We start from the raw sequence: 19233 nt of genomic DNA on the forward strand, positions 1-19233 counted from the left end.
TCCCATAAAAAGATCGCTTTATGGTTTTTAAGCTAGCGGATGTGGGCAGAAATGCGGGGTAAACAGTCTGAAAATGCTGGCTTCGTCACGGCCTGAATCATCTTAAAAAAGTTGGGGCAACACGGGATAAATTAAGCTCTGGCTGCTTGCGGTAAAATGAAATGCTATTATAGCGGTCATAAACAGTGTGGGGCGCGGTGCCTCACCAGCAAGATTAACAAAGGTCGCGCCCATGATTATCGTTACTGGCGGTGCCGGTTTTATCGGCAGCAATATCGTAAAATCCCTGAATGACATCGGCTATCGGGACATTCTGGTTGTCGATAACCTGAAAGACGGCACCAAATTCGTCAATCTGGTCGATCTGGACATCGCAGATTACATGGATAAGGAAGACTTCATCGCCAGCATCGTTGCAGGCGATGACTTGGGCGATATCGATGCCGTATTCCATGAAGGTGCCTGCTCCTCCACCACCGAGTGGGATGGCAAGTACATGATGGATAATAACTATCAGTATTCCAAAGATGTACTGCACTATTGCCTCGATCGCAACATTCCGTTCCTGTATGCCTCTTCTGCCGCAACCTACGGCGGTCGCAACGATAACTTTATCGAAGAGCGTCAATACGAGCAGCCGCTGAACGTCTATGGCTACTCCAAATTCCTGTTCGATCAATACGTGCGTGAAATTCTCCCGGAAGCTGAATCGCAGATCTGCGGCTTCCGCTATTTCAACGTCTACGGACCGCGTGAAGGTCACAAAGGCAGCATGGCGAGCGTCGCATTTCATCTGAACAACCAGATTAATCAGGGTGAAAATCCGAAGCTGTTCTCCGGTAGCGAGAACTTCCAGCGTGACTTCATCTACGTCGGTGATGTCGCGGCCGTCAACCTGTGGTTCTGGCAAAACGGAGTTTCCGGCATCTTCAACTGCGGTACTGGTCGCGCCGAATCCTTCCAGGCTGTCGCCGACGCTACGCTTGCGTTCCACAAGAAAGGCAGCGTGGAATACATCGAGTTCCCCGAGAAGCTGAAAGGCCGCTATCAGGCTTATACACAAGCCGACCTCACCAATTTGCGTGCCGCAGGCTATGACAAGCCGTTCAAAACCGTCGCCGAAGGCGTGGCGGAATATATGGCCTGGCTGAACCGTACCGTTTAATCAAATAAGGATTCATAAGCGGTATGAAAATTTTGGTCATCGGCCCTTCCTGGGTCGGCGATATGATGATGTCGCACAGCCTTTATCGCACGTTGAAGGCTGAACACCCGGAAGCGGTTATTGACGTGATGGCGCCAGCCTGGTGCCGTCCGCTGCTGGCACGTATGCCGGAAGTCAATCAGGCGTTAGCCATGCCGCTCGGCCACGGCGCACTGGAGCTGGGCGAACGTCGCCGTCTTGGCGTATCGCTGCGCGATGCAGGCTACGATCGCGCTTACGTGCTGCCCAACTCCTTTAAATCCGCGCTGGTCCCGTTCTTTTCCAACATTCCGCAGCGTACAGGCTGGCGCGGCGAAATGCGCTACGGGCTGCTGAACGACTTACGCGTGCTGGATAAGGCGGCATTTCCGCTGATGGTTCAGCGTTACGCCGCATTAGCCTACGATCGTAGCCGTATTCGTCGCGCCGAGGATCTGCCGCAGCCGTTACTGTGGCCACAGTTGCAGGTCAATCAGGCCGAAATTGCGGACATGATGCAGGCCTTCGACCTCAGCGATGCACGCCCCATCATCGGCTTTTGCCCCGGAGCCGAATTCGGCCCCGCTAAACGGTGGCCGCATTATCACTATGCGGCGTTGGCACAATCACTGATCGAGCGCGGCTACCAGATCGCGCTGTTCGGTTCAGCCAATGACCGTTCAGCCTGTGACGATATCCTTCAGGGGTTGACGGAAGAGGCACGGCAGCATTGCACCAGTCTGGCAGGGAAAACCTCGCTGGAACAGGCAGTGGTGTTGATCGCCGCCTGCCACGCCATCGTCAGCAACGACTCCGGGCTCATGCACGTTGCGGCGGCACTTCATCGTCCGCTGGTCGCGCTTTATGGCCCAAGCAGCCCCGATTTTACCCCGCCGCTGTCCCATCAGGCCGAGGTGATTCGCCTGATTACCGGCTATCACCGGGTGCGCAAAGGCGATGCCGAACAGGGTTACCACCAGAGTTTGATCGACATTCAGCCCGAACGCGTACTCAGCGCACTGGATAAGTATCTCATTCCGGGAGCAGACGCATGAGAGTGCTGATCGTCAAAACATCGTCGATGGGCGATGTGCTGCATACGCTGCCCGCCTTAACCGATGCAATGCAGGCTATTCCCGGTATCCAGTTCGACTGGGTGGTTGAAGAAGGTTTCGCGCAGATTCCCAACTGGCACCCAGCGGTTTCCCGCGTGATTCCAGTCGCAATACGTCGCTGGCGCAAAAGCTGGTTCAGTGCCCCGGTGCGTCAGGAACGTGCGGAATTTAAACGCCAGCTACGCCAGCACCGCTATGATGCCGTGATTGATGCGCAAGGGCTGATTAAAAGCGCGCTGCTGGTGACGCGACTCGCCAACGGAAAGAAACACGGACTGGATTGCAAGAGCGCGCGTGAGCCGCTGGCAAGCTGGTTTTATAACTATCGCCACCCGATAAGCCGTCAACAGCATGCCGTCGAGCGCGTACGCGAGCTGTTTGCCGCCAGCCTAGGCTACCGGAAACCCGCCGAGCGCGGCGATTATGCGATTGCCTCGCGTTTCCTCTCCCAGCCGCCCGCGGACGCCAACCGCTATCTGGTGTTTCTCCACGCCACAACGCGTGATGAAAAACACTGGCCGGAAGCACACTGGCGTGAACTGATTGCCCTATTGGCACCGAGTGGACTACGCATCAAACTCCCTTGGGGAGCGGAGCATGAGCACCAGCGCGCCTTACGGCTGGCGGAAGGCTTTCCGCATGTCGAAGTCTTACCACGCCTCACGCTGCAACAGGTCGCCGAGGTATTAGCTGGCGCCAAAGTCGTCGTTTCCGTCGATACCGGGCTTAGCCACCTGACGGCAGCGCTGGATCGTCCAAATATCACCTTATATGGGCCAACCGACCCGGGGTTGATTGGCGGCTACGGAATGAATCAGGTGGTGGAAATGTCTGGTGACAATTCCATGGATACAATTTCACCTCAAGCAATCTTTCAACAATTACAATCTCTTATATAACCGACGAGTTTTGGTAATGCATATGCATTCGAAAGAAAAACGGCTAGCCAGAGAACGCATTAAGCGAATTCTCGTTATCAAACTACGGCATTTCGGTGACGTCTTGTTGACCACCCCGTTATTAGGGACGCTGAAACAGCATTACGAGAGTGCCCAGATTGATGTACTGGTTTATAGCGGTACAGAAGTCATGCTATCCGGCAATCCAGATGTTCACACCCGTTTAACCGTTGACAGGAATCTCAAACATGAAGGTATCCGTGCACAATGGCATGGAGAAAGTACGCTTTGGAAAGCGTTGAAAGCACAACAATACGACCTCATCATCAATCTTTCCGATCAATGGCGCGCTGCACTTTACTGTAAATTCCTCACCCCTGCGATTAGCATTGGCTTCCGTTGGCCAAAGAGGGACAACCTCTTATGGAAGTCTTGCCATGATATGTTGGTTGAGACGACGCAACACAACGAGCAACACACTGTTTTAAACAATCTTTCTATCCTCGCCCCCTTGGAATTTCCTGAGACGGATACCTCCGTGAAGATGTCCTGGCGACCGGAAGATGAAAAATATGTCAGCCAATTGCTCGAACAGCACAGCTTATCTGACTATGTCTTGATCCACCCAGGCGCTCGCTGGGCGTTCAAAACCTGGTCCGCGATCTCTTTCGCTGCATTAATTGATCATCTGACAAATCAGGGAAAACGCGTGGTTCTTGCTGGCGGGACATCAGCCGAAGAATTGCAGATAGCGACAAGCATCATCAACAACGTGGCAAACCCGGAGCAGATTGTAAATCTGACCGGACAACTGGAATTGCCTCAGCTCGCGATACTGATTGATAAAGCACAGTTATTTATCGGCGTGGATTCTGCACCGATGCACATGGCGGCAGCACGACAAACGCCGTCTGTTGCGCTATTTGGCCCGAGCAACCTGAAACAGTGGCATCCATGGCAGGCACCACACACATTATTATGGGCTGGCGACTATCGCCCACTCCCCAAGCCCGAGGAAATTGATACCAACACACAGGAGCGTTACCTTGATGCCATTCCGGTCTCTGACGTGATTGCTGCGACCAGCAAGTGGCTTTCCTAAACCCCTTAATATGTAAATAAAGAAGACGCCAACAAGTCGCTTTTTACACCTGTGAGATTGTATGAAACTTGATTTTTTGCCCACATACTTTACGGACGCCGATAAGAGAAATTTCCCCACGATTACCGCCTTCTTGCTTGGGCTTTCTCTGCCACTTTCTAATCAACTGTTGAAAGTCGCGTTGGTCCTGGCGCTCATCTGCGTCTTGAAATTCCGGGATATGAAGTATTGGCGTCAGATGATTATTCATCCGATGGTAATACTCCCCGCGTTGATGATCGGCTTATTAGCGCTATCCCTGCTCACTCATCATCATGAGGCAGGGCCGGAGATGGTCGAAAAATATAAGAAGCTGCTGTACATCCTGCCTCTTGCTTTATTCTTTGTGCTCCAATCAGCACAGAGCAAGGCGTTATTCAGCGGCTTTCTCTTGGGAAATGGTATTGTCCTTGCACTGAGTATCGCTGGTGGTTTGTTTCATCTATTTCCTGGGCATATCGACCCTGCGAACCCGACCGTTTTTAAGCTACAGATTACTCAAAACTTTTTTATGGCCATGGCCGTATTTCTCTGGCTTGAGCGAGCCAGAATCAGCCAGGGATCTGGACGAATCGGTTACCTGCTATTAGCACTAGTCGCTTGCTGCAACATACTGTTTATGGTGCAAGGTAGAATCGGATACATCGCCCTTATTGCAGGTATTGGCGCTTGGGCATTGCTCTCTCTGAAACCGCGTCAGGCCCTGCTCACACTAGGCTCTGGCATTGTCGTCATTGGCCTGTTGTTTACGATTCCTAACCGCGCAGCCGAACGCATTACACTTGGTGTCCACGAAATACAAAACTGTCTACAGCAAAAAACGGGCGATGCTTATTCTGCTTGTGATAGCTCAATGGGGCAACGCACCGCATTTATTTTACAGGCTGCGCAATTAATTGAGCAGGCTCCGCTGTTGGGCAACGGCGCAGGAAGTTTCTGGTATCACAACCCTGAAACAGGCTACAGCGTAAATAACCCACACAACCAGTATTTACTGGAAACGATACAGAATGGTGCCGTCGGCCTTGCCATATTCCTTTTATGGATGGCCAGTTTTGCTATCGCCGCATGGAACCAGCCACCTCGAGAGAAAAGCATTTTTGTTACGCTTCTGGTCATTTATTTAACTGGTAATCTCTTTAACTCATTCCTGTTGGACTCAACCGAAGGCCACCTGTTTGCGATTCTGACCGCACTCCTGCTGGCAAAGCATATTCCACTGCTGAAGCGCAATAAAAACGCAGCGCCACAGCACGGCGCAGCTTCATAATTACGTCAGAATAGCGTTACGTTAGCATCATGCTGCTCACTCAATGGCACTTAAAAACACCGGTGCCATTGGGTTTAACGCTTAGGCGGCAAGAGAACGCCTTTCTCTGCCTGTTCCATCATTTCCAGCATCATAGGGCATATAGTGAACACGCATAAACGTTTATCCGTTGTCATGATTACCAAAAATGAAACAGAGCTGATCGCCGATTGCCTCCAGTCTGTCTCGTGGGCAGATGAAATTATTGTTGTCGATTCAGGCAGCACAGATGACACAGTAGAAATAGCACATCAATACGGTGCCAAAGTCTATCAACACGACGACTGGCCTGGGTATGGCAAGCAGCGGCAGCGTGCGCAGAGTTATGCCAGCGGTGATTATATTTTCATGATTGACGCGGATGAACGAGTGACGCCTGAATTACGGCAATCAATCGAAGTCGTGCTTGCTGCCCCAGACGCTGGTGATAATACGGTTTACCACTGCTCACGACGCAATTTTTTCCTTGGTCGTTTTATGAAGCATAGCGGATGGTATCCCGATAACGTTATCCGCCTCTATGCGAATCAGCGCTACCGCTATAACGACAACAGCGTGCACGAATCTCTTGATTATGGCTCAGCCACATTGACGCATTTATCAGGTGATTTATTACATTTAACCTGCCGAGACTTCGCCGTTTTTCAACAAAAACAGCTACGCTATGCTTCAGCATGGGCGGAAGAACGACACCGTCAGGGGAAAAAATGCCGCTACCTGAGTATCCTTACGCACACGGCTTCAGCATTCTTAAAAACCTGGATATTACGTGCTGGTTTTTTGGATGGAAAACACGGTTTTCTACTCGCGATTATTAATGCGCAGTACACATTCAATAAATACGCTGGGTTATGGTCTCGTAATAATATAAAGTTGTAAGGAATGGGTGATACCACCAAACATAGCCTTATCCTCACTAACCCGATAAAATCACCCCAGCGATAACCGATAACAGTAAACCTTATGCTACAAACTCTCTACACCATTATCCTGTACCTCATCCAACCGTTGATTTGGCTTCGCCTGTGGCTTCGTGGTCGCAAAGCGCCCGCCTACCGTCGGCGATGGGGTGAACGCTACGGTTTTTGTGCAGAGAAGGTTAAGCCAGACGGTATCATGCTGCATTCAGTGTCAGTAGGTGAAACGCTCGCTGCCATTCCCCTAGTGAGAGCGCTGCGCCATCGTTACCCCAATCTACCGATCACAGTCACAACCATGACGCCAACCGGTTCCGAGCGTGTGCGCTCGGCTTTTGGTGACACGGTCTACCACGTTTACCTGCCTTATGATTTACCCTGTGCCCTGAAGCGCTTTTTTGACCAGGTTCGTCCGAAAATCGTCATTATTATGGAAACCGAGCTGTGGCCAAATCTGATCGCGGAACTGCACAAACGCGACATTCCGTTGGTTATTGCCAATGCCCGACTGTCCGAGCGCTCTGCTGCGGGTTATAAAAAGATCGGGACGCTAATGCGCCATATCTTGCGGCGCATTACCCTCGTCGCTGCGCAGAATCAGGAAGACGGGAATCGATTTATCGATCTTGGTCTGAAGCGCTCCAGCCTGAAAGTGACCGGCAGCCTCAAATTTGATATTTCCGTGACGCCGGAACTGGCGGCACGAGCCATTACATTACGCCGACAATGGGCGCCACACCGTCCAGTATGGATAGCCACCAGTACGCACGAAGGTGAAGAAGCGATCGTTCTGGCCGCTCACCGACAGCTGCTTGCCACCTACCCTGACTTACTCCTCATTCTTGTTCCTCGTCATCCGGAACGTTTCTCTACCACGCAGGCACTGACAGAAAATTTGGGATTCACCTACACGCTGCGCAGCAGTGGTGAACAGCCTTCTGCCAACACGCAGGTAGTCATTGGGGACACCATGGGCGAACTGATGCTGTTGTACGGCATCGCCGATCTGGCTTTTGTTGGTGGAAGTTTGGTTGAACGGGGCGGGCATAATCCGCTAGAAGCGGCAGCCCACGCTATTCCGGTCTTGATGGGGCCATACACGTTCAATTTCAAAGATATCTGCAATAAGCTAGATCAGGCTGACGGATTGATTACCGTGACCGATGCTGACTCACTTGGAAAAGAAGTAGGGAAACTGCTCGCTGACGAAGACTATCGCCTCTACTACGGTCGACACGCCGTGGAAGTGTTACACCAAAACCAGGGGGCACTACAGATGCTGCTTACGCTTCTGGAGCCTTATTTGCCCCAGCGCACACAGTGACTGAAACAGTGAATGAAGGGCTGACGTGATGACAACCAAAGCGATTTATCCTGGAACGTTCGATCCATTAACCAATGGTCATTTGGATCTACTGACGCGAGCATCACGGCTGTTCGACCATGTGGTGCTGGCCATCGCCGCCAGCCCGAGCAAGCATACACTTTTCACTCTGGATGAGCGCGTGGCGCTGGCAAAAGGCGCGACAGAGCATTTATCGAATGTCGACGTCATCGGCTTCAGCGATCTTATGGCGCACTTCGCACAGCAGCAAAACGCCAATATTCTCGTACGCGGTTTGCGAGCTGTTGCCGATTTCGAATATGAACTCCAGCTCGCAAAAATGAATCACCACCTGATGCCTACGCTCGAAAGCGTTTTTCTGATGCCGTCGGAAGAGTGGTCGTTTATTTCATCTTCTCTGGTCAAAGAAGTCGCTCGTCACGGCGGTGACGTATCACATTTCTTGCCCGATGCCATCGTGAGTGCCTTACAGGACAAACTATCAAAGAAGATGTAGGGGAATTATTTTTTCTTTGAATATAAATAAACCGTAAAATAAAAACGTAGGGAATACCAAAAATCATTAAATGTCCTCATTCCCTTGAATAAATTCCCGCCAATACCCGTAGCGATAAATTTTTTAGCTAGCTGTTGCCGGATAGCAGGCGATGATATCTTTTTACGCAAAAGCCCAAATAAATGGCGACTCTCTCGATTGGCATGACGAATTAACGCTTTATTTAAAGCAACGTTATCTTTGTTCTGAGCTGCGAGAGAAATCAGCCCCTGCATGATATCAATATAGCTGTTTGCTCTGCGGGCTATTTTCTCAATTGATGATGACTTTGTGATCGAATGCGTATTACCAACGCGATAGCCATAGCTCATTTTTTCACAGAAACCGACTCGCTTGGCTACCAGCGCTAAATTCGCCGTCCACAGAATATCTTCATGCATCATATCTTGAATAAAGCTTAAATTATTCAATGAGATAATATCGCGACGTATGAGCTGCAACCAGGCAAAGTGGCACCATTCTTTATGTTTTACACCCCGAATAATCCATTCATCGCCACTGATTACCTCACCCCATGGCTGCTGCGTCTGAATAGGTTTTTTTACTTCTTGCTCCGGATTTTCATTAAATTTGAAGCCATTACCTATCAAAAGATCGAGGCGTTGTTCCTTAGCTTTTTCGAGCCATGCTGATAGCGTATCTTTTTCCAACCAGTCATCACCATCAACAAATGCAATCCACTCTCCATTCGCGTGCCGAATCCCTGTATTTCTCGCTTCCGACAATCCTTTATTTTCCTGGCTTACAACAATCAAATTCGTAGCCGATTTGCCTATCTCATTCAATTGCACAAGGCTGCCATCGGTGGAACCATCATTGACTGCAATAATTTCAAAAGAGACATTATCCTGAGCAAGCAACGATGAAAAAAGAGGCTGAATAAACTCTTCGCAGTTATATATCGGAACAATGACGCTGATATCCACACGACTCATAATGCCCTCTGAAAATTTTTATATTTAGGCTATAACATTGAAAACAAAAAGTAAGATCACTTCTGGCAGCGGCGGCAGAAAAAGGTACTGCGCTGACCATGTTTCGCGGTTTCGATCGGTGTTCCACATGTCCGGCAAGGTTCACCATTGCGGCCATAGACTCGCAGTTCCTGCGCGAAATAGCCGGGTTTACCGTCTGATTGCAAAAAGTCGCGCAGCGTCGTACCGCCCTGCTCAATCGAAAGCTGTAGCACCTGTTTAATCACGCCAACCAATACGGCTGCGTCGTTTTCATTTAACGAGCCGGCCGCTCTGTCAGGGTGGATGCCAGCAGCAAACAGCGATTCACTCGCGTAGATATTGCCTACGCCAACGACCACTTTGTTATCCATAATCCACTGTTTGATTGCCGTCTTTTTACCGCGTGAGGCCTGATAGAGATAATCTGCAGAGAACTCTGCCTCTAACGGCTCCGGCCCCAAATGCGCCAAGACCGAGCAGGTTTCTGGATTATCTGTCCACAGCCACGCACCAAAGCGCCGGGGATCGGTGTAACGCAGCACCTTACCGCTGTCCATCACCAAATCAACATGATCGTGTTTCTCTGGCTCGCTATATTCCGGCAACACCCGCAGGCTACCAGACATGCCAAGATGCACAATAATCCAGCCGCGGGTGAGCTCAATCAGCAGGTATTTTGCCCGCCGACGCACACTGAGCACCGGCTCATCGCTCAGCGAGAGAATCTCAGCCGATACCGGCCAGCGCAGGCGTGAGTTCCTCACCTCAGCATACAGAATGGTGTGATCGACGAGATACGGTGAAATCCCCCGACGACTGGTTTCAACCTCAGGTAATTCAGGCATGTGCGTCTCCTGATAAAGGTGGCTACATAAGCAACAGGATACCCTCTGTGACAATCCGCAAGACAGGGGATACGACGGGAAACGGAGTCACTGCTGGCGTATTTTAATTTTACCCGCAGTATTTACCACATAACAGTTAAACCAAATCGACACGCTGGCTGGAATATGACGAAAAAAAACCCGACCAAGGCCGGGTTTTATCAAGAAGCAGAAATTACTTAATTTTAGCTTCTTTGTAGACAACGTGCTGACGGACAACTGGATCGAATTTCTTCAGTTCCAATTTTTCCGGTTTAGTACGTTTGTTCTTCGTAGTGGTATAGAAGTGACCAGTACCAGCAGAAGAAACCAGCTTGATCTTCTCGCGAACACCCTTAGCCATGATTCAGTTCCTTAATACTTTTCACCACGGGCACGCAGATCGGCCAGAACCGTCTCAATACCCTTCTTATCAATAACACGCATACCTTTAGCAGATACACGCAGTGTTACAAAGCGCTTCTCGCCTTCAACCCAGAAACGGTGTGAATGCAGGTTCGGCAGAAAACGGCGTTTGGTCGCATTCAGTGCGTGGGAACGGTTGTTCCCGGCCACCGGACGCTTGCCAGTAACTTGGCAGACTCGGGACATGTCTATTCTCCAAAAATCAAATCAGCTCGAGCTTCGTATAGGGTTTGGCCGCCTCGTCAGGCTTTAGAGCCCATCTCAGCAACTTCACTGAAAAGACTCTGTCATCAGGATAAACCTGCTGAGATAGGCTCTTAACGCCACACCCAAGATTCTCAAAGGTGGCGTAGTATACGCTCTGAAGCGTAAGTGCTCAAGTCCCGAACAGCTAAAGATCCCATTGGATCGCGGAAATATCTGTTAAATCCAGCCGCGTTCAGCAAAAGAAACGTATTCGCCATGCCCAATGACCAAATGATCGAGCACGCGGATCTCCATTAACAGACAGGCTTTAACAATCTGTTCGGTTATCGCACGGTCAGCCTGACTCGGCTCCGCTTTTCCCGACGGATGATTATGCGCCAGAATCAGCGCGGCGGCATTGGCCTTTAGCGCTTCACGCACAATTTCACGCGGGTGTACTTCCACGCTGTTAATCGTACCAACAAACATCTCCTGATGGCGAATAACGTGATGCTGATTGTCCAAAAACAGGACTAAAAACACCTCACGCTCACGTCGGGACAGCAATAATTGCAGATATTGACCTGTTGCCTGGGGATTCAGCATCGCATCCTCTTTCGCCAGACGAGAGAAAAATAGCCGACGCGACAGCTCCGCGATCGCCTTGATTTGCGTATATTTTGATATTCCCACTCCTTTGGCGGTACGAAATGCGGACTGATCGGCCGTCATCAGTTGGTATAACGATCCGAACTGCACCAGCAAATCCTCTGCCAGCTGCATCACATGTACGCCCGGCAGCCCAGTGCGTAAAAAAATCGCCAGCAATTCGACATCCGTCAGCGATTCAGCCCCTAAACGCACCAGCTTTTCACGCGGTGCCAATCCCTTTTCCCAGCCCATCGCACTCTCCCTACACGGCTTGATGGCATCATGTCACGCTCGTAAAAACAGGACGATAGCGGAGCTAAAAGGCTGCGAAGCGCTTCGCAATCTTCTTAGGGAAACCGCAGCGACAACCTTAAGATTCCTATCTGGCTGCAAGGTTATGGTAAAATGGCGCATCTTCTGACTTTCAATCGGACCATGATGATGACGGAATTTTCCAGCCTGAATGCCCTCTCCGGCAAACGAATCGTGCTAGGTATCAGCGGCGGCATCGCCGCGTACAAGTGCCCAGAAGTGGTGCGGCGCCTGCGCGACGCTGGAGCGGATGTACGGGTTGTCATGACATCTGCCGCTAAAGCTTTCATCACGCCGCTCACGCTGCAAGCCGTCTCCGGCTACCCGGTCTCAGACGACCTGCTTGACCCTGCGGCGGAAGCCTCAATGGGTCACATCGAGCTGGGGAAATGGGCTGATTTAGTCATTCTCGCCCCGGCTACCGCCGATTTGATCGCCCGCGTCGCTGCGGGCATGGCAAACGACCTGCTGACCACGATTTGTCTGGCGACATCCGCCCCTATCGCGGTTGTCCCTGCGATGAATCAACAGATGTATCGCGCGGAGCCCACGCAGGACAATCTGCGCACGCTGGCTGCTCGCGGTTTACCGATCTGGGGGCCGGATAGCGGCAGCCAGGCATGTGGCGACGTTGGACCGGGCCGCATGATCGACCCGTTGGAGATTGTCGGGTTCGCGCAGCGTCATTTTTCTGCCATCAACGATCTGCAACATCTGAACATTCTGGTCACCGCCGGGCCAACGAGAGAAGCGCTGGATCCGGTTCGCTTTATCTCCAATCATAGCTCCGGAAAAATGGGCTTTGCTATCGCGCAGGCCGCGGCTGCCCGTGGCGCGAATGTCACTCTGGTAAGCGGCCCGGTTTCGCTCGCCACGCCGCAGGGCGTCACACGTATTGACGTCGGTAGCGCGTTGGAGATGGAGCACGCGGTCATGGCACATGCGGCACAGCAGCACATTGTGATCGGCTGCGCTGCGGTTGCCGACTATCGCGCCAAACATATCGCCGATGAGAAGATCAAAAAACAGAGTCAGCAGGGCGATGAAATGACTCTCACTCTGGTCAAAAATCCAGATATTATCGCCGGTGTCGCTGCCATGACGAAAAATCGTCCTTATGTTGTCGGGTTTGCTGCCGAAACCCAGAATGTGGAAGAATACGCCCGGCAAAAACTGGCGCGTAAAAAGCTGGATCTGATTTGCGCGAACAACGTCTCTCTTTCCGGGCATGGTTTTAACAGTGAAACCAATGCGTTACACCTTTTTTGGCACGATGGAGACATACCGTTGCCGCAGTGCGACAAACGTCTTCTTGGCCAAAAATTAATCGACGAGATTATCAGCCGTTATGATGAAAAAAATCGACGTTAAGATTGTTGACCCACGTGTTGGGCAGCAATTCCCGTTACCAACCTATGCTACACCGGGTTCTGCCGGGCTCGATCTACGTGCCTGTCTGGATCAGGCGATTGAACTCAAAGCAGGGGAAACCACGCTTATCCCAACCGGGCTGGCGATTCACATTGCCGATACCGGGCTGGCGGCGGTCATCCTTCCTCGTTCCGGCTTAGGCCACAAGCACGGCGTAGTGCTGGGGAATCTGGTTGGGCTGATTGATTCGGACTATCAGGGGCAACTGATGGTTTCCGTCTGGAACCGTGGTCAACAAACGTTTACGGTTGAGCCGGGTGAGCGTATCGCACAGATGGTCTTTGTGCCCGTCGTTCAGGCCGAATTTAATCTGGTCGAAGATTTCGTCGGCAGCGAACGTGGAGAAGGCGGCTTCGGCCACTCCGGCCGTAGCTAACGCGCTCCAGCCACCCCATAGTGTAAAAAATTCATATAAGCCACAGCGTGCTATTGCGACTGTGGCGCTACCGGGTGCTTGTCAGTCAAATATTTAGCAAGGGTCTTTTCAGACATGGCAGAAAAAGAAAGTACGAAAAGGAATCGCCGCGAGGAAATTTTGCAGGCGCTGGCACAGATGCTGGAATCCAGCGACGGCAGCCAACGCATCACCACGGCAAAACTGGCGGCGAACGTTGGCGTGTCCGAAGCGGCGCTCTACCGGCATTTCCCCAGTAAAACGCGGATGTTTGATAGCCTGATTGAATTTATTGAGGATAGCCTGACCACCCGCATTAACCTGATTCTGCAAGACGAAAAAGAAACGTTTAATCGTCTGCGTCTGATTTTGCTGCTGATTTTAGGGTTTGCGGAACGCAATCCTGGTCTGACTCGCATCATGACCGGCCACGCGCTGATGTTTGAACAGGATCGCTTACAGGATCGCATCAACCAGCTGTTTGAGCGTATTGAATCACAGCTGCGTCAGGTGCTACGCGAGCATAAGCTACGCGATGGTAAAGGCTTCCAGCATGACGAAACGCTGCTGGCTAGCCAGCTGTTAGCGTTTTGCGAAGGGATGCTATCGCGCTTCATTCGTTCTGAATTCCGCTATCGTCCAACGCAAGAATTCGACACCCGCTGGCCGCTGTTGGCCGCACAGTTGAACTAAGTACCGCGATTAAAGCCCGCCAGACATCTCTGGCGGGCTCCTGACTCACAACGTTAAACCCCGAACTGCTCACGATAGGCTTTCACCGCATCCAGATGCGCCGCCATTTCTGGTTTTTCCGCCAGGTAGGCAATCAGCTCCTTCAGCGTAATAATCGAAATCACCTTGCACTGATAGTCGCGCTCCACTTCCTGAATAGCAGACAAATCAGCGCGACCGCGTTCCTGACGATCCAGCGCAATCATGACCCCCGCCAGCGTTGCCCCATGTGCGCTGATGATCGCCATCGATTCGCGAATCGCCGTCCCCGCCGTAATCACGTCGTCCACCAGCATCACGCGACCCTGTAATGGGCTGCCGACCAGACTGCCGCCCTCGCCGTGATCTTTGGCTTCTTTGCGGTTAAAGCAGTATGGCAGGTCGCGATCGTGGTGTTCTGCCAACGCTACCGCCGCAGTGGTAGCAATCGGAATGCCTTTGTAAGCTGGTCCGAACAGCAGGTCGAACTCTACACCGGAATCAACCAGCGCTTCCGCATAAAAACGCCCCAGTAAGGCCAGATCGCGCCCGGTATTAAACAGCCCGGCATTGAAGAAATAGGGGCTGATGCGCCCGGATTTCAGGGTAAATTCGCCGAACTTCAATACCTGCTTGCTGAGTGCAAACTCAATAAACTGGCGCTGGTAGGCTTTCATTACTGCATCTCCTCGTCTTACGGGTTAATCATGTTGTTGGTCAGAATTAAAAATTAATCAGACATAAAAAATTTCCAAGAGAAATTTTCAACGTCACTTGCGGCGGCCCGCAAGGGTGGCGGCCTGGGATTGCACGCCATAAAAAAAGCGACCAATTGGTCGCTTATAAAATCAATCGATTAAGGCGGCTTTCTGCGCCTGAACGATGGTATCGATTCCCCCTCGGGCTAACGCCAGCAGGGAGAGTAATTCTTCATGGCTGAACGGCTCGCCTTCGGCGGTTCCCTGCACTTCAATCATGCGGCCATCTTCGGTCATCACCACATTCATGTCGGTCTCAGCGGCGGAATCTTCCACATATTCCAGATCGCACAGCGCTTCGCCGTTCACGATGCCGACGGAAACCGCGGCGACCATGCCTTTCATCGGGTTCTTCTTCAGCTTGCCGTTGGCAACCATCTGGTTCAGCGCATCGGCCAGCGCCACGCAGGCACCGGTGATGGACGCCGTACGCGTACCGCCGTCCGCCTGCAATACATCGCAGTCGAGCGTAATGGTGTATTCGCCGAGCACTTTCAGGTCGATAGCCGCACGCAGAGAGCGCGCTATCAGGCGCTGAATCTCCAGCGTCCGTCCGCCCTGCTTGCCTTTGGCGGCTTCACGGGCGTTACGGCTGTGTGTCGCACGCGGCAACATGCCGTATTCGGCGGTGACCCATCCTTGCCCCTGGCCTTTCAGAAAGCGCGGAACACCCTCTTCTACCGTGGCATTGCATAACACTTTGGTGTCGCCAAATTCGACTAAAACGGAACCTTCGGCGTGTTTCGTGTAATGACGGGTCAATTTAAGGGGGCGTACTTGCTGTGCACTTCGGCCTGTTGGGCGCATGGCTCATCTCCGGCGGGTCAATGAAAACTGGCGCGCATTATACACTAAATAATTCGAGTTGCAGGAAGATGGCAACCGCACGAGTCCCCAGGAGCTTACAAAAGTAAGTGACTGGGGTGAGTAAGGGAAGCCAACGCACATGCAGCTTGAAGTATGACGGGTATATACGGTTTTCGCCGCGCGCTGCCTAATCTTACCCTGCGCCAGCCGCGATAAATTTGCAACAGAAGCGATTAATTCGTCACCAGCCATACCTTATTCTTATGCCATAACTTCAGGTTATACCCTACTCATAAACAAGTATTCGTCAGTGATGATGCATCATGAAATAGTCCGTTCATCCCCTGAGCGTTGATGAGAACAAATCATGATGCGGCATATGCAAATTGAAACCGTCAATCTGCCACTAGCCCGTCCTATGGCGGCTGAAAACGGTACGCGTCGCGCGGTTACCGTTATCCGCGTCGCGTTGGAAGAAAAAGGATTTATTGGGCAAGGCGAATGTACGCCGCTCGCCCATTATGGCGAGTCCGCCGACAGCGTATGTCACCAGCTCTCTGCGATCCGTGAGGCAATCGAACACGGCCTGACCATCGAACAACTCCAGAAAGACTTAGCGCCGGGCGCAGCCAGAAATGCATTGGACTGCGCGCTGTGGCGGCTCAATACCGCATTGGAAAAACAGACGCTGTGGCAGCGCCTCGACATTCATCCCCCCACGTCCGTGGTCTGTGCGCAAACGTTGGCGCTCGACAGCGTGGAGAAAATGGCCGCCGCCGCATCCAATGCTGTTTCCCACGGCGCGCTGCTGCTGAAAATTAAACTGGATCGCGAACTGATTCTGGAGAAAGTCGCCGCCATTCGTGCCGCCGCGCCCAATGCCAGATTGATTATCGACGCGAGAGCGAGCTGGAGCGGGCTGGATTTACATAGCCTGTCCACGGCGCTGCTGCCCTATCAGGTCGCCATGATTGAGCAACCACTGCCTGTCGGTAAAGACGAGGATTTACAGCGTTTTGCCCACCCGATTCCTATCTGCGCGGATGAAAGCTGCCGCCACAGCGCTGACATCGTCGGGCTGCGCCGTCGTTACGACATGATCAACATCAAGCTGGACAAGTGTGGCGGGCTGACCGAAGCGCTGGCGATGGTGCGTGAGGCTCACTTTAACGGCCTGCGCATTATGGTCGGCTGTACGCTGGGCTCATCGATGGCGATGGAAGCCGCCCTACCCGTCGCTGCCGATGCCGAGCATGTCGATCTCGATGGCCCAATCTGGCTGGCCGCCGACAGCTCGCCTTATCTGACCTATAACCTTGGCCGAATCTGGCTATGACGTCATCAACCGCAGTAACCCTACAACCCTCAACCGGAGTGACCATGACGGATATCATGCACGCGGGTGCCGCCACAGCACCCGGTAACGCCCCCAGACCTGTTCTGGAAATCGACGACCTGAGCGTCAGCTTTAGCGGCCGTTCCGGCACGCATCAGGCGCTAAAAGGCATTTCCTTTACCGTCAATAAAGGGGAAGTGGTCGCCGTGGTCGGCGAAAGCGGTTCAGGCAAGTCCGTGACGTCACTCACCGTGATGGGGCTGCTGGCGGACTCTGCCAACATCGAACGCGGCGCGCTCCGTTTTACCGCACGCGACGGTCAGCAGCATGACCTGTTGAGCATGAAAGCGGAAGCACGCCGCAAGCTGCGTGGTCGCGATCTCGCCATGATTTTCCAGGAGCCGATGACCTCGCTCAATCCGGTGCTGAAAGTCGGCGACCAGCTCACCGAAGCGCTGCTTGACCATAAGATCTGCGATGCCGCCAGCGCGGACAAAAAAGCCCGTGAACTGCTGCACAAGGTGCGTATTGCAGACGTCGATCGCGTGATGAAAAGCTACCCGCACTCGCTGTCCGGCGGAATGCGTCAGCGCGTGATGATCGCACAGGCGCTGGCCTGCGACCCACAACTGCTGATTGCCGATGAACCGACCACTGCGCTGGACGTCACCGTGCAGGCGCGCATTCTGCAAATCCTGCGCGACCTGCAACAGCAGAGCGACATGGCGGTGCTGTTTATTACGCACGATATGGGCGTGGTAGCGGAAATCGCCGATCGCGTGGTGGTGATGTACCGCGGCGAAATCGTGGAGCAAGGCACCGTCGAACAGATTTTTGCCGCACCACAGCACCCGTATACCCAGTCGCTGCTGGCAGCCGTACCGAAACTGGGCGACATGCGCGACAGCCTCTGGCCGAAACGTTTCCCACTGCTAGGGCAGGCTGCCGACCCGGAGAATAGTGAACAGGTCACCGCACGCTATGACGCCGAGCCGCTGTTAGATATTCGCGGGCTGCGGGTTTATTACCCGATGCGTAGCGGGATTTTGTCCACCGTAACCCACCACGTTCACGCGGTAGAACAGATCGATTTTAACGTCTGGCCGGGAGAAACGCTGGCTATCGTTGGGGAAAGCGGCTGTGGCAAATCCACCACCGGACGCGCCCTGCTGCGTCTGGTACAGAGCGAAGCCGAGAGCATCCATTTTCAGGGCAACGAAATTTCCCAGATGAAAGAGCGTGATTTCCAGCCGCTGCGTCGGGAAATGCAGATGGTGTTTCAAGACCCGTATGCCTCACTCAACCCGCGCCTGACGGTCGGCTTTACTATCGCCGAACCGCTGCTGCTCCACGGATTGGTGAAATCACTGGAAGAAGCGACACCGCAGGTGCAAGCGCTGCTGAAAAGCGTCGGCCTGCTGCCTGAACACGCGCGCCGTTATCCGCACGAATTTTCCGGCGGGCAGCGTCAGCGTATCGCGATTGCCCGTGCGATGGCGCTACAGCCGCAGGTCATTATTGCTGACGAAGCCGTTTCGGCGCTCGATGTGTCGATTCAGGCGCAGGTTGTCAACCTGATGATGGATCTCCAGAAGAAAACCGGCGTGTCGTGGATTTTCATCTCGCACGATATGGCCGTCGTCGAGCGCATCGCCAACCGCGTCGCGGTGATGTACCTCGGCCAGATTGTGGAAATCGGCCCGCGCCAGTCGGTGTTTAACGATCCACAGCATCCGTATACCCGCCACCTGTTGGCTTCGGTTCCGATTGCCGATCCAACGCGTCGCGGTACACGCCAGTTTGACGACAGTGAAATCCCCTCTCCTTTGCGTAAAGCAGGCGAGGCCGTCGCCAAAACGCGCTACCGAGAAGTCGCGCCGCAGCACTGGGTTGCCGACAACGAATCGGCCGCCTGAAACACGATGTCATGACAAGAA

General features: G+C 52.7%; 20 protein-coding genes. 13 read left to right on the plus strand and 7 right to left on the minus strand.

Going from position 1 to position 19233, the window contains the following annotated elements:
- Positions 1-232: 232 nt before the first annotated feature.
- The 8 genes from rfaD (at position 233) to coaD (ending at position 8405) form a co-directional block, all read left to right on the plus strand.
- Positions 233-1165 carry an ADP-glyceromanno-heptose 6-epimerase gene (gene rfaD, locus WCT94_RS11875; protein WP_225086193.1) on the plus strand — a complete coding sequence of 311 codons (933 nt, stop codon included), beginning with the start codon at positions 233-235 and terminating at the stop codon, positions 1163-1165.
- A 23-nt stretch (positions 1166-1188) separates the two neighbouring features.
- Positions 1189-2238: an ADP-heptose--LPS heptosyltransferase RfaF gene (rfaF, locus tag WCT94_RS11880; RefSeq protein WP_336869725.1), complete on the plus strand. Its 1050-nt coding sequence runs from the start codon at positions 1189-1191 to the stop codon at positions 2236-2238.
- Positions 2235-3197, plus strand: coding sequence for a lipopolysaccharide heptosyltransferase RfaC (gene rfaC, locus WCT94_RS11885; protein ID WP_336869726.1), 963 nt, complete (start codon positions 2235-2237; stop codon positions 3195-3197). Before rfaF ends, rfaC begins: the two co-directional genes overlap by 4 nt.
- A gap of 22 nt (positions 3198-3219) precedes the next feature.
- Positions 3220-4299 (plus strand): putative lipopolysaccharide heptosyltransferase III, encoded by a 1080-nt coding sequence (gene rfaQ / locus WCT94_RS11890; protein ID WP_442955486.1) that lies wholly within the window; start codon positions 3220-3222, stop codon positions 4297-4299.
- 61 nt (positions 4300-4360) lie between these two features.
- On the plus strand, positions 4361-5608 hold the full coding sequence (locus WCT94_RS11895) for an O-antigen ligase family protein (protein ID WP_336869728.1): 1248 nt from the start codon (positions 4361-4363) through the stop codon (positions 5606-5608).
- A gap of 144 nt (positions 5609-5752) precedes the next feature.
- On the plus strand, positions 5753-6526 hold the full coding sequence (locus WCT94_RS11900) for a glycosyltransferase family 2 protein (protein WP_336869729.1): 774 nt from the start codon (positions 5753-5755) through the stop codon (positions 6524-6526).
- 84 nt (positions 6527-6610) lie between these two features.
- A complete protein-coding gene (waaA, locus tag WCT94_RS11905) occupies positions 6611-7888 on the plus strand; it encodes a lipid IV(A) 3-deoxy-D-manno-octulosonic acid transferase (protein WP_336869730.1) in 1278 nt (425 codons plus the stop codon).
- A gap of 28 nt (positions 7889-7916) precedes the next feature.
- Positions 7917-8405 (plus strand): pantetheine-phosphate adenylyltransferase, encoded by a 489-nt coding sequence (coaD, locus tag WCT94_RS11910; RefSeq protein WP_336869820.1) that lies wholly within the window; start codon positions 7917-7919, stop codon positions 8403-8405.
- A 5-nt stretch (positions 8406-8410) separates the two neighbouring features.
- Here the strand turns inward: coaD and WCT94_RS11915 are convergent, their stop codons facing one another.
- The 5 genes from WCT94_RS11915 to radC form a co-directional block, all read right to left on the minus strand.
- Positions 8411-9400: a glycosyltransferase gene (locus WCT94_RS11915; protein ID WP_336869731.1), complete on the minus strand. Its 990-nt coding sequence runs from the start codon at positions 9398-9400 to the stop codon at positions 8411-8413.
- Positions 9401-9456: 56 nt separating this feature from the next.
- Complete coding sequence (gene mutM, locus WCT94_RS11920; protein ID WP_336869732.1) at positions 9457-10266, minus strand: bifunctional DNA-formamidopyrimidine glycosylase/DNA-(apurinic or apyrimidinic site) lyase; 810 nt, start codon at positions 10264-10266, stop codon at positions 9457-9459.
- 214 nt (positions 10267-10480) lie between these two features.
- Positions 10481-10648: a 50S ribosomal protein L33 gene (gene rpmG, locus WCT94_RS11925; protein ID WP_002442576.1), complete on the minus strand. Its 168-nt coding sequence runs from the start codon at positions 10646-10648 to the stop codon at positions 10481-10483.
- Positions 10649-10659: 11 nt separating this feature from the next.
- Positions 10660-10896 (minus strand): 50S ribosomal protein L28, encoded by a 237-nt coding sequence (rpmB, locus tag WCT94_RS11930; RefSeq protein ID WP_005967968.1) that lies wholly within the window; start codon positions 10894-10896, stop codon positions 10660-10662.
- A 237-nt stretch (positions 10897-11133) separates the two neighbouring features.
- Positions 11134-11799, minus strand: coding sequence for a RadC family protein (gene radC, locus WCT94_RS11935; RefSeq protein ID WP_015842189.1), 666 nt, complete (start codon positions 11797-11799; stop codon positions 11134-11136).
- 153 nt (positions 11800-11952) lie between these two features.
- Between radC and coaBC the strand changes: the two genes are divergently transcribed.
- The 3 genes from coaBC to slmA all read left to right on the plus strand — a co-directional run bounded on the left by coaBC (position 11953) and on the right by slmA (position 14377).
- A complete protein-coding gene (gene coaBC / locus WCT94_RS11940; RefSeq protein ID WP_442955487.1) occupies positions 11953-13230 on the plus strand; it encodes a bifunctional phosphopantothenoylcysteine decarboxylase/phosphopantothenate--cysteine ligase CoaBC in 1278 nt (425 codons plus the stop codon).
- A complete protein-coding gene (dut, locus tag WCT94_RS11945) occupies positions 13208-13666 on the plus strand; it encodes a dUTP diphosphatase (protein WP_010285710.1) in 459 nt (152 codons plus the stop codon). Before coaBC ends, dut begins: the two co-directional genes overlap by 23 nt.
- A 114-nt stretch (positions 13667-13780) precedes the next feature.
- Entirely contained in the window at positions 13781-14377 is a 597-nt protein-coding gene (gene slmA / locus WCT94_RS11950; protein WP_015842192.1) for a nucleoid occlusion factor SlmA, read from the plus strand.
- A 53-nt stretch (positions 14378-14430) separates the two neighbouring features.
- Here slmA and pyrE read toward each other — a convergent pair whose 3' ends face one another.
- Positions 14431-15072 carry an orotate phosphoribosyltransferase gene (gene pyrE / locus WCT94_RS11955; RefSeq protein WP_015842194.1) on the minus strand — a complete coding sequence of 214 codons (642 nt, stop codon included), beginning with the start codon at positions 15070-15072 and terminating at the stop codon, positions 14431-14433.
- Positions 15073-15243: 171 nt separating this feature from the next.
- Positions 15244-15960, minus strand: coding sequence for a ribonuclease PH (gene rph / locus WCT94_RS11960; protein WP_180742057.1), 717 nt, complete (start codon positions 15958-15960; stop codon positions 15244-15246).
- 370 nt (positions 15961-16330) lie between these two features.
- Between rph and ycjG the strand changes: the two genes are divergently transcribed.
- Both ycjG and WCT94_RS11970 read left to right on the plus strand, forming a co-directional pair.
- Complete coding sequence (gene ycjG / locus WCT94_RS11965) at positions 16331-17296, plus strand: L-Ala-D/L-Glu epimerase (RefSeq protein ID WP_336869822.1); 966 nt, start codon at positions 16331-16333, stop codon at positions 17294-17296.
- A gap of 44 nt (positions 17297-17340) precedes the next feature.
- Positions 17341-19212, plus strand: a complete 1872-nt coding sequence (locus WCT94_RS11970; RefSeq protein WP_336869733.1) for an ABC transporter ATP-binding protein — start codon at positions 17341-17343, stop codon at positions 19210-19212.
- The last annotated feature ends 21 nt before the right edge of the window (positions 19213-19233 follow it).

Origin of the sequence: Pectobacterium sp. 1950-15 (assembly GCF_037136835.1) — a bacterium.
In the GTDB taxonomy this organism is placed as follows: domain Bacteria; phylum Pseudomonadota; class Gammaproteobacteria; order Enterobacterales; family Enterobacteriaceae; genus Pectobacterium.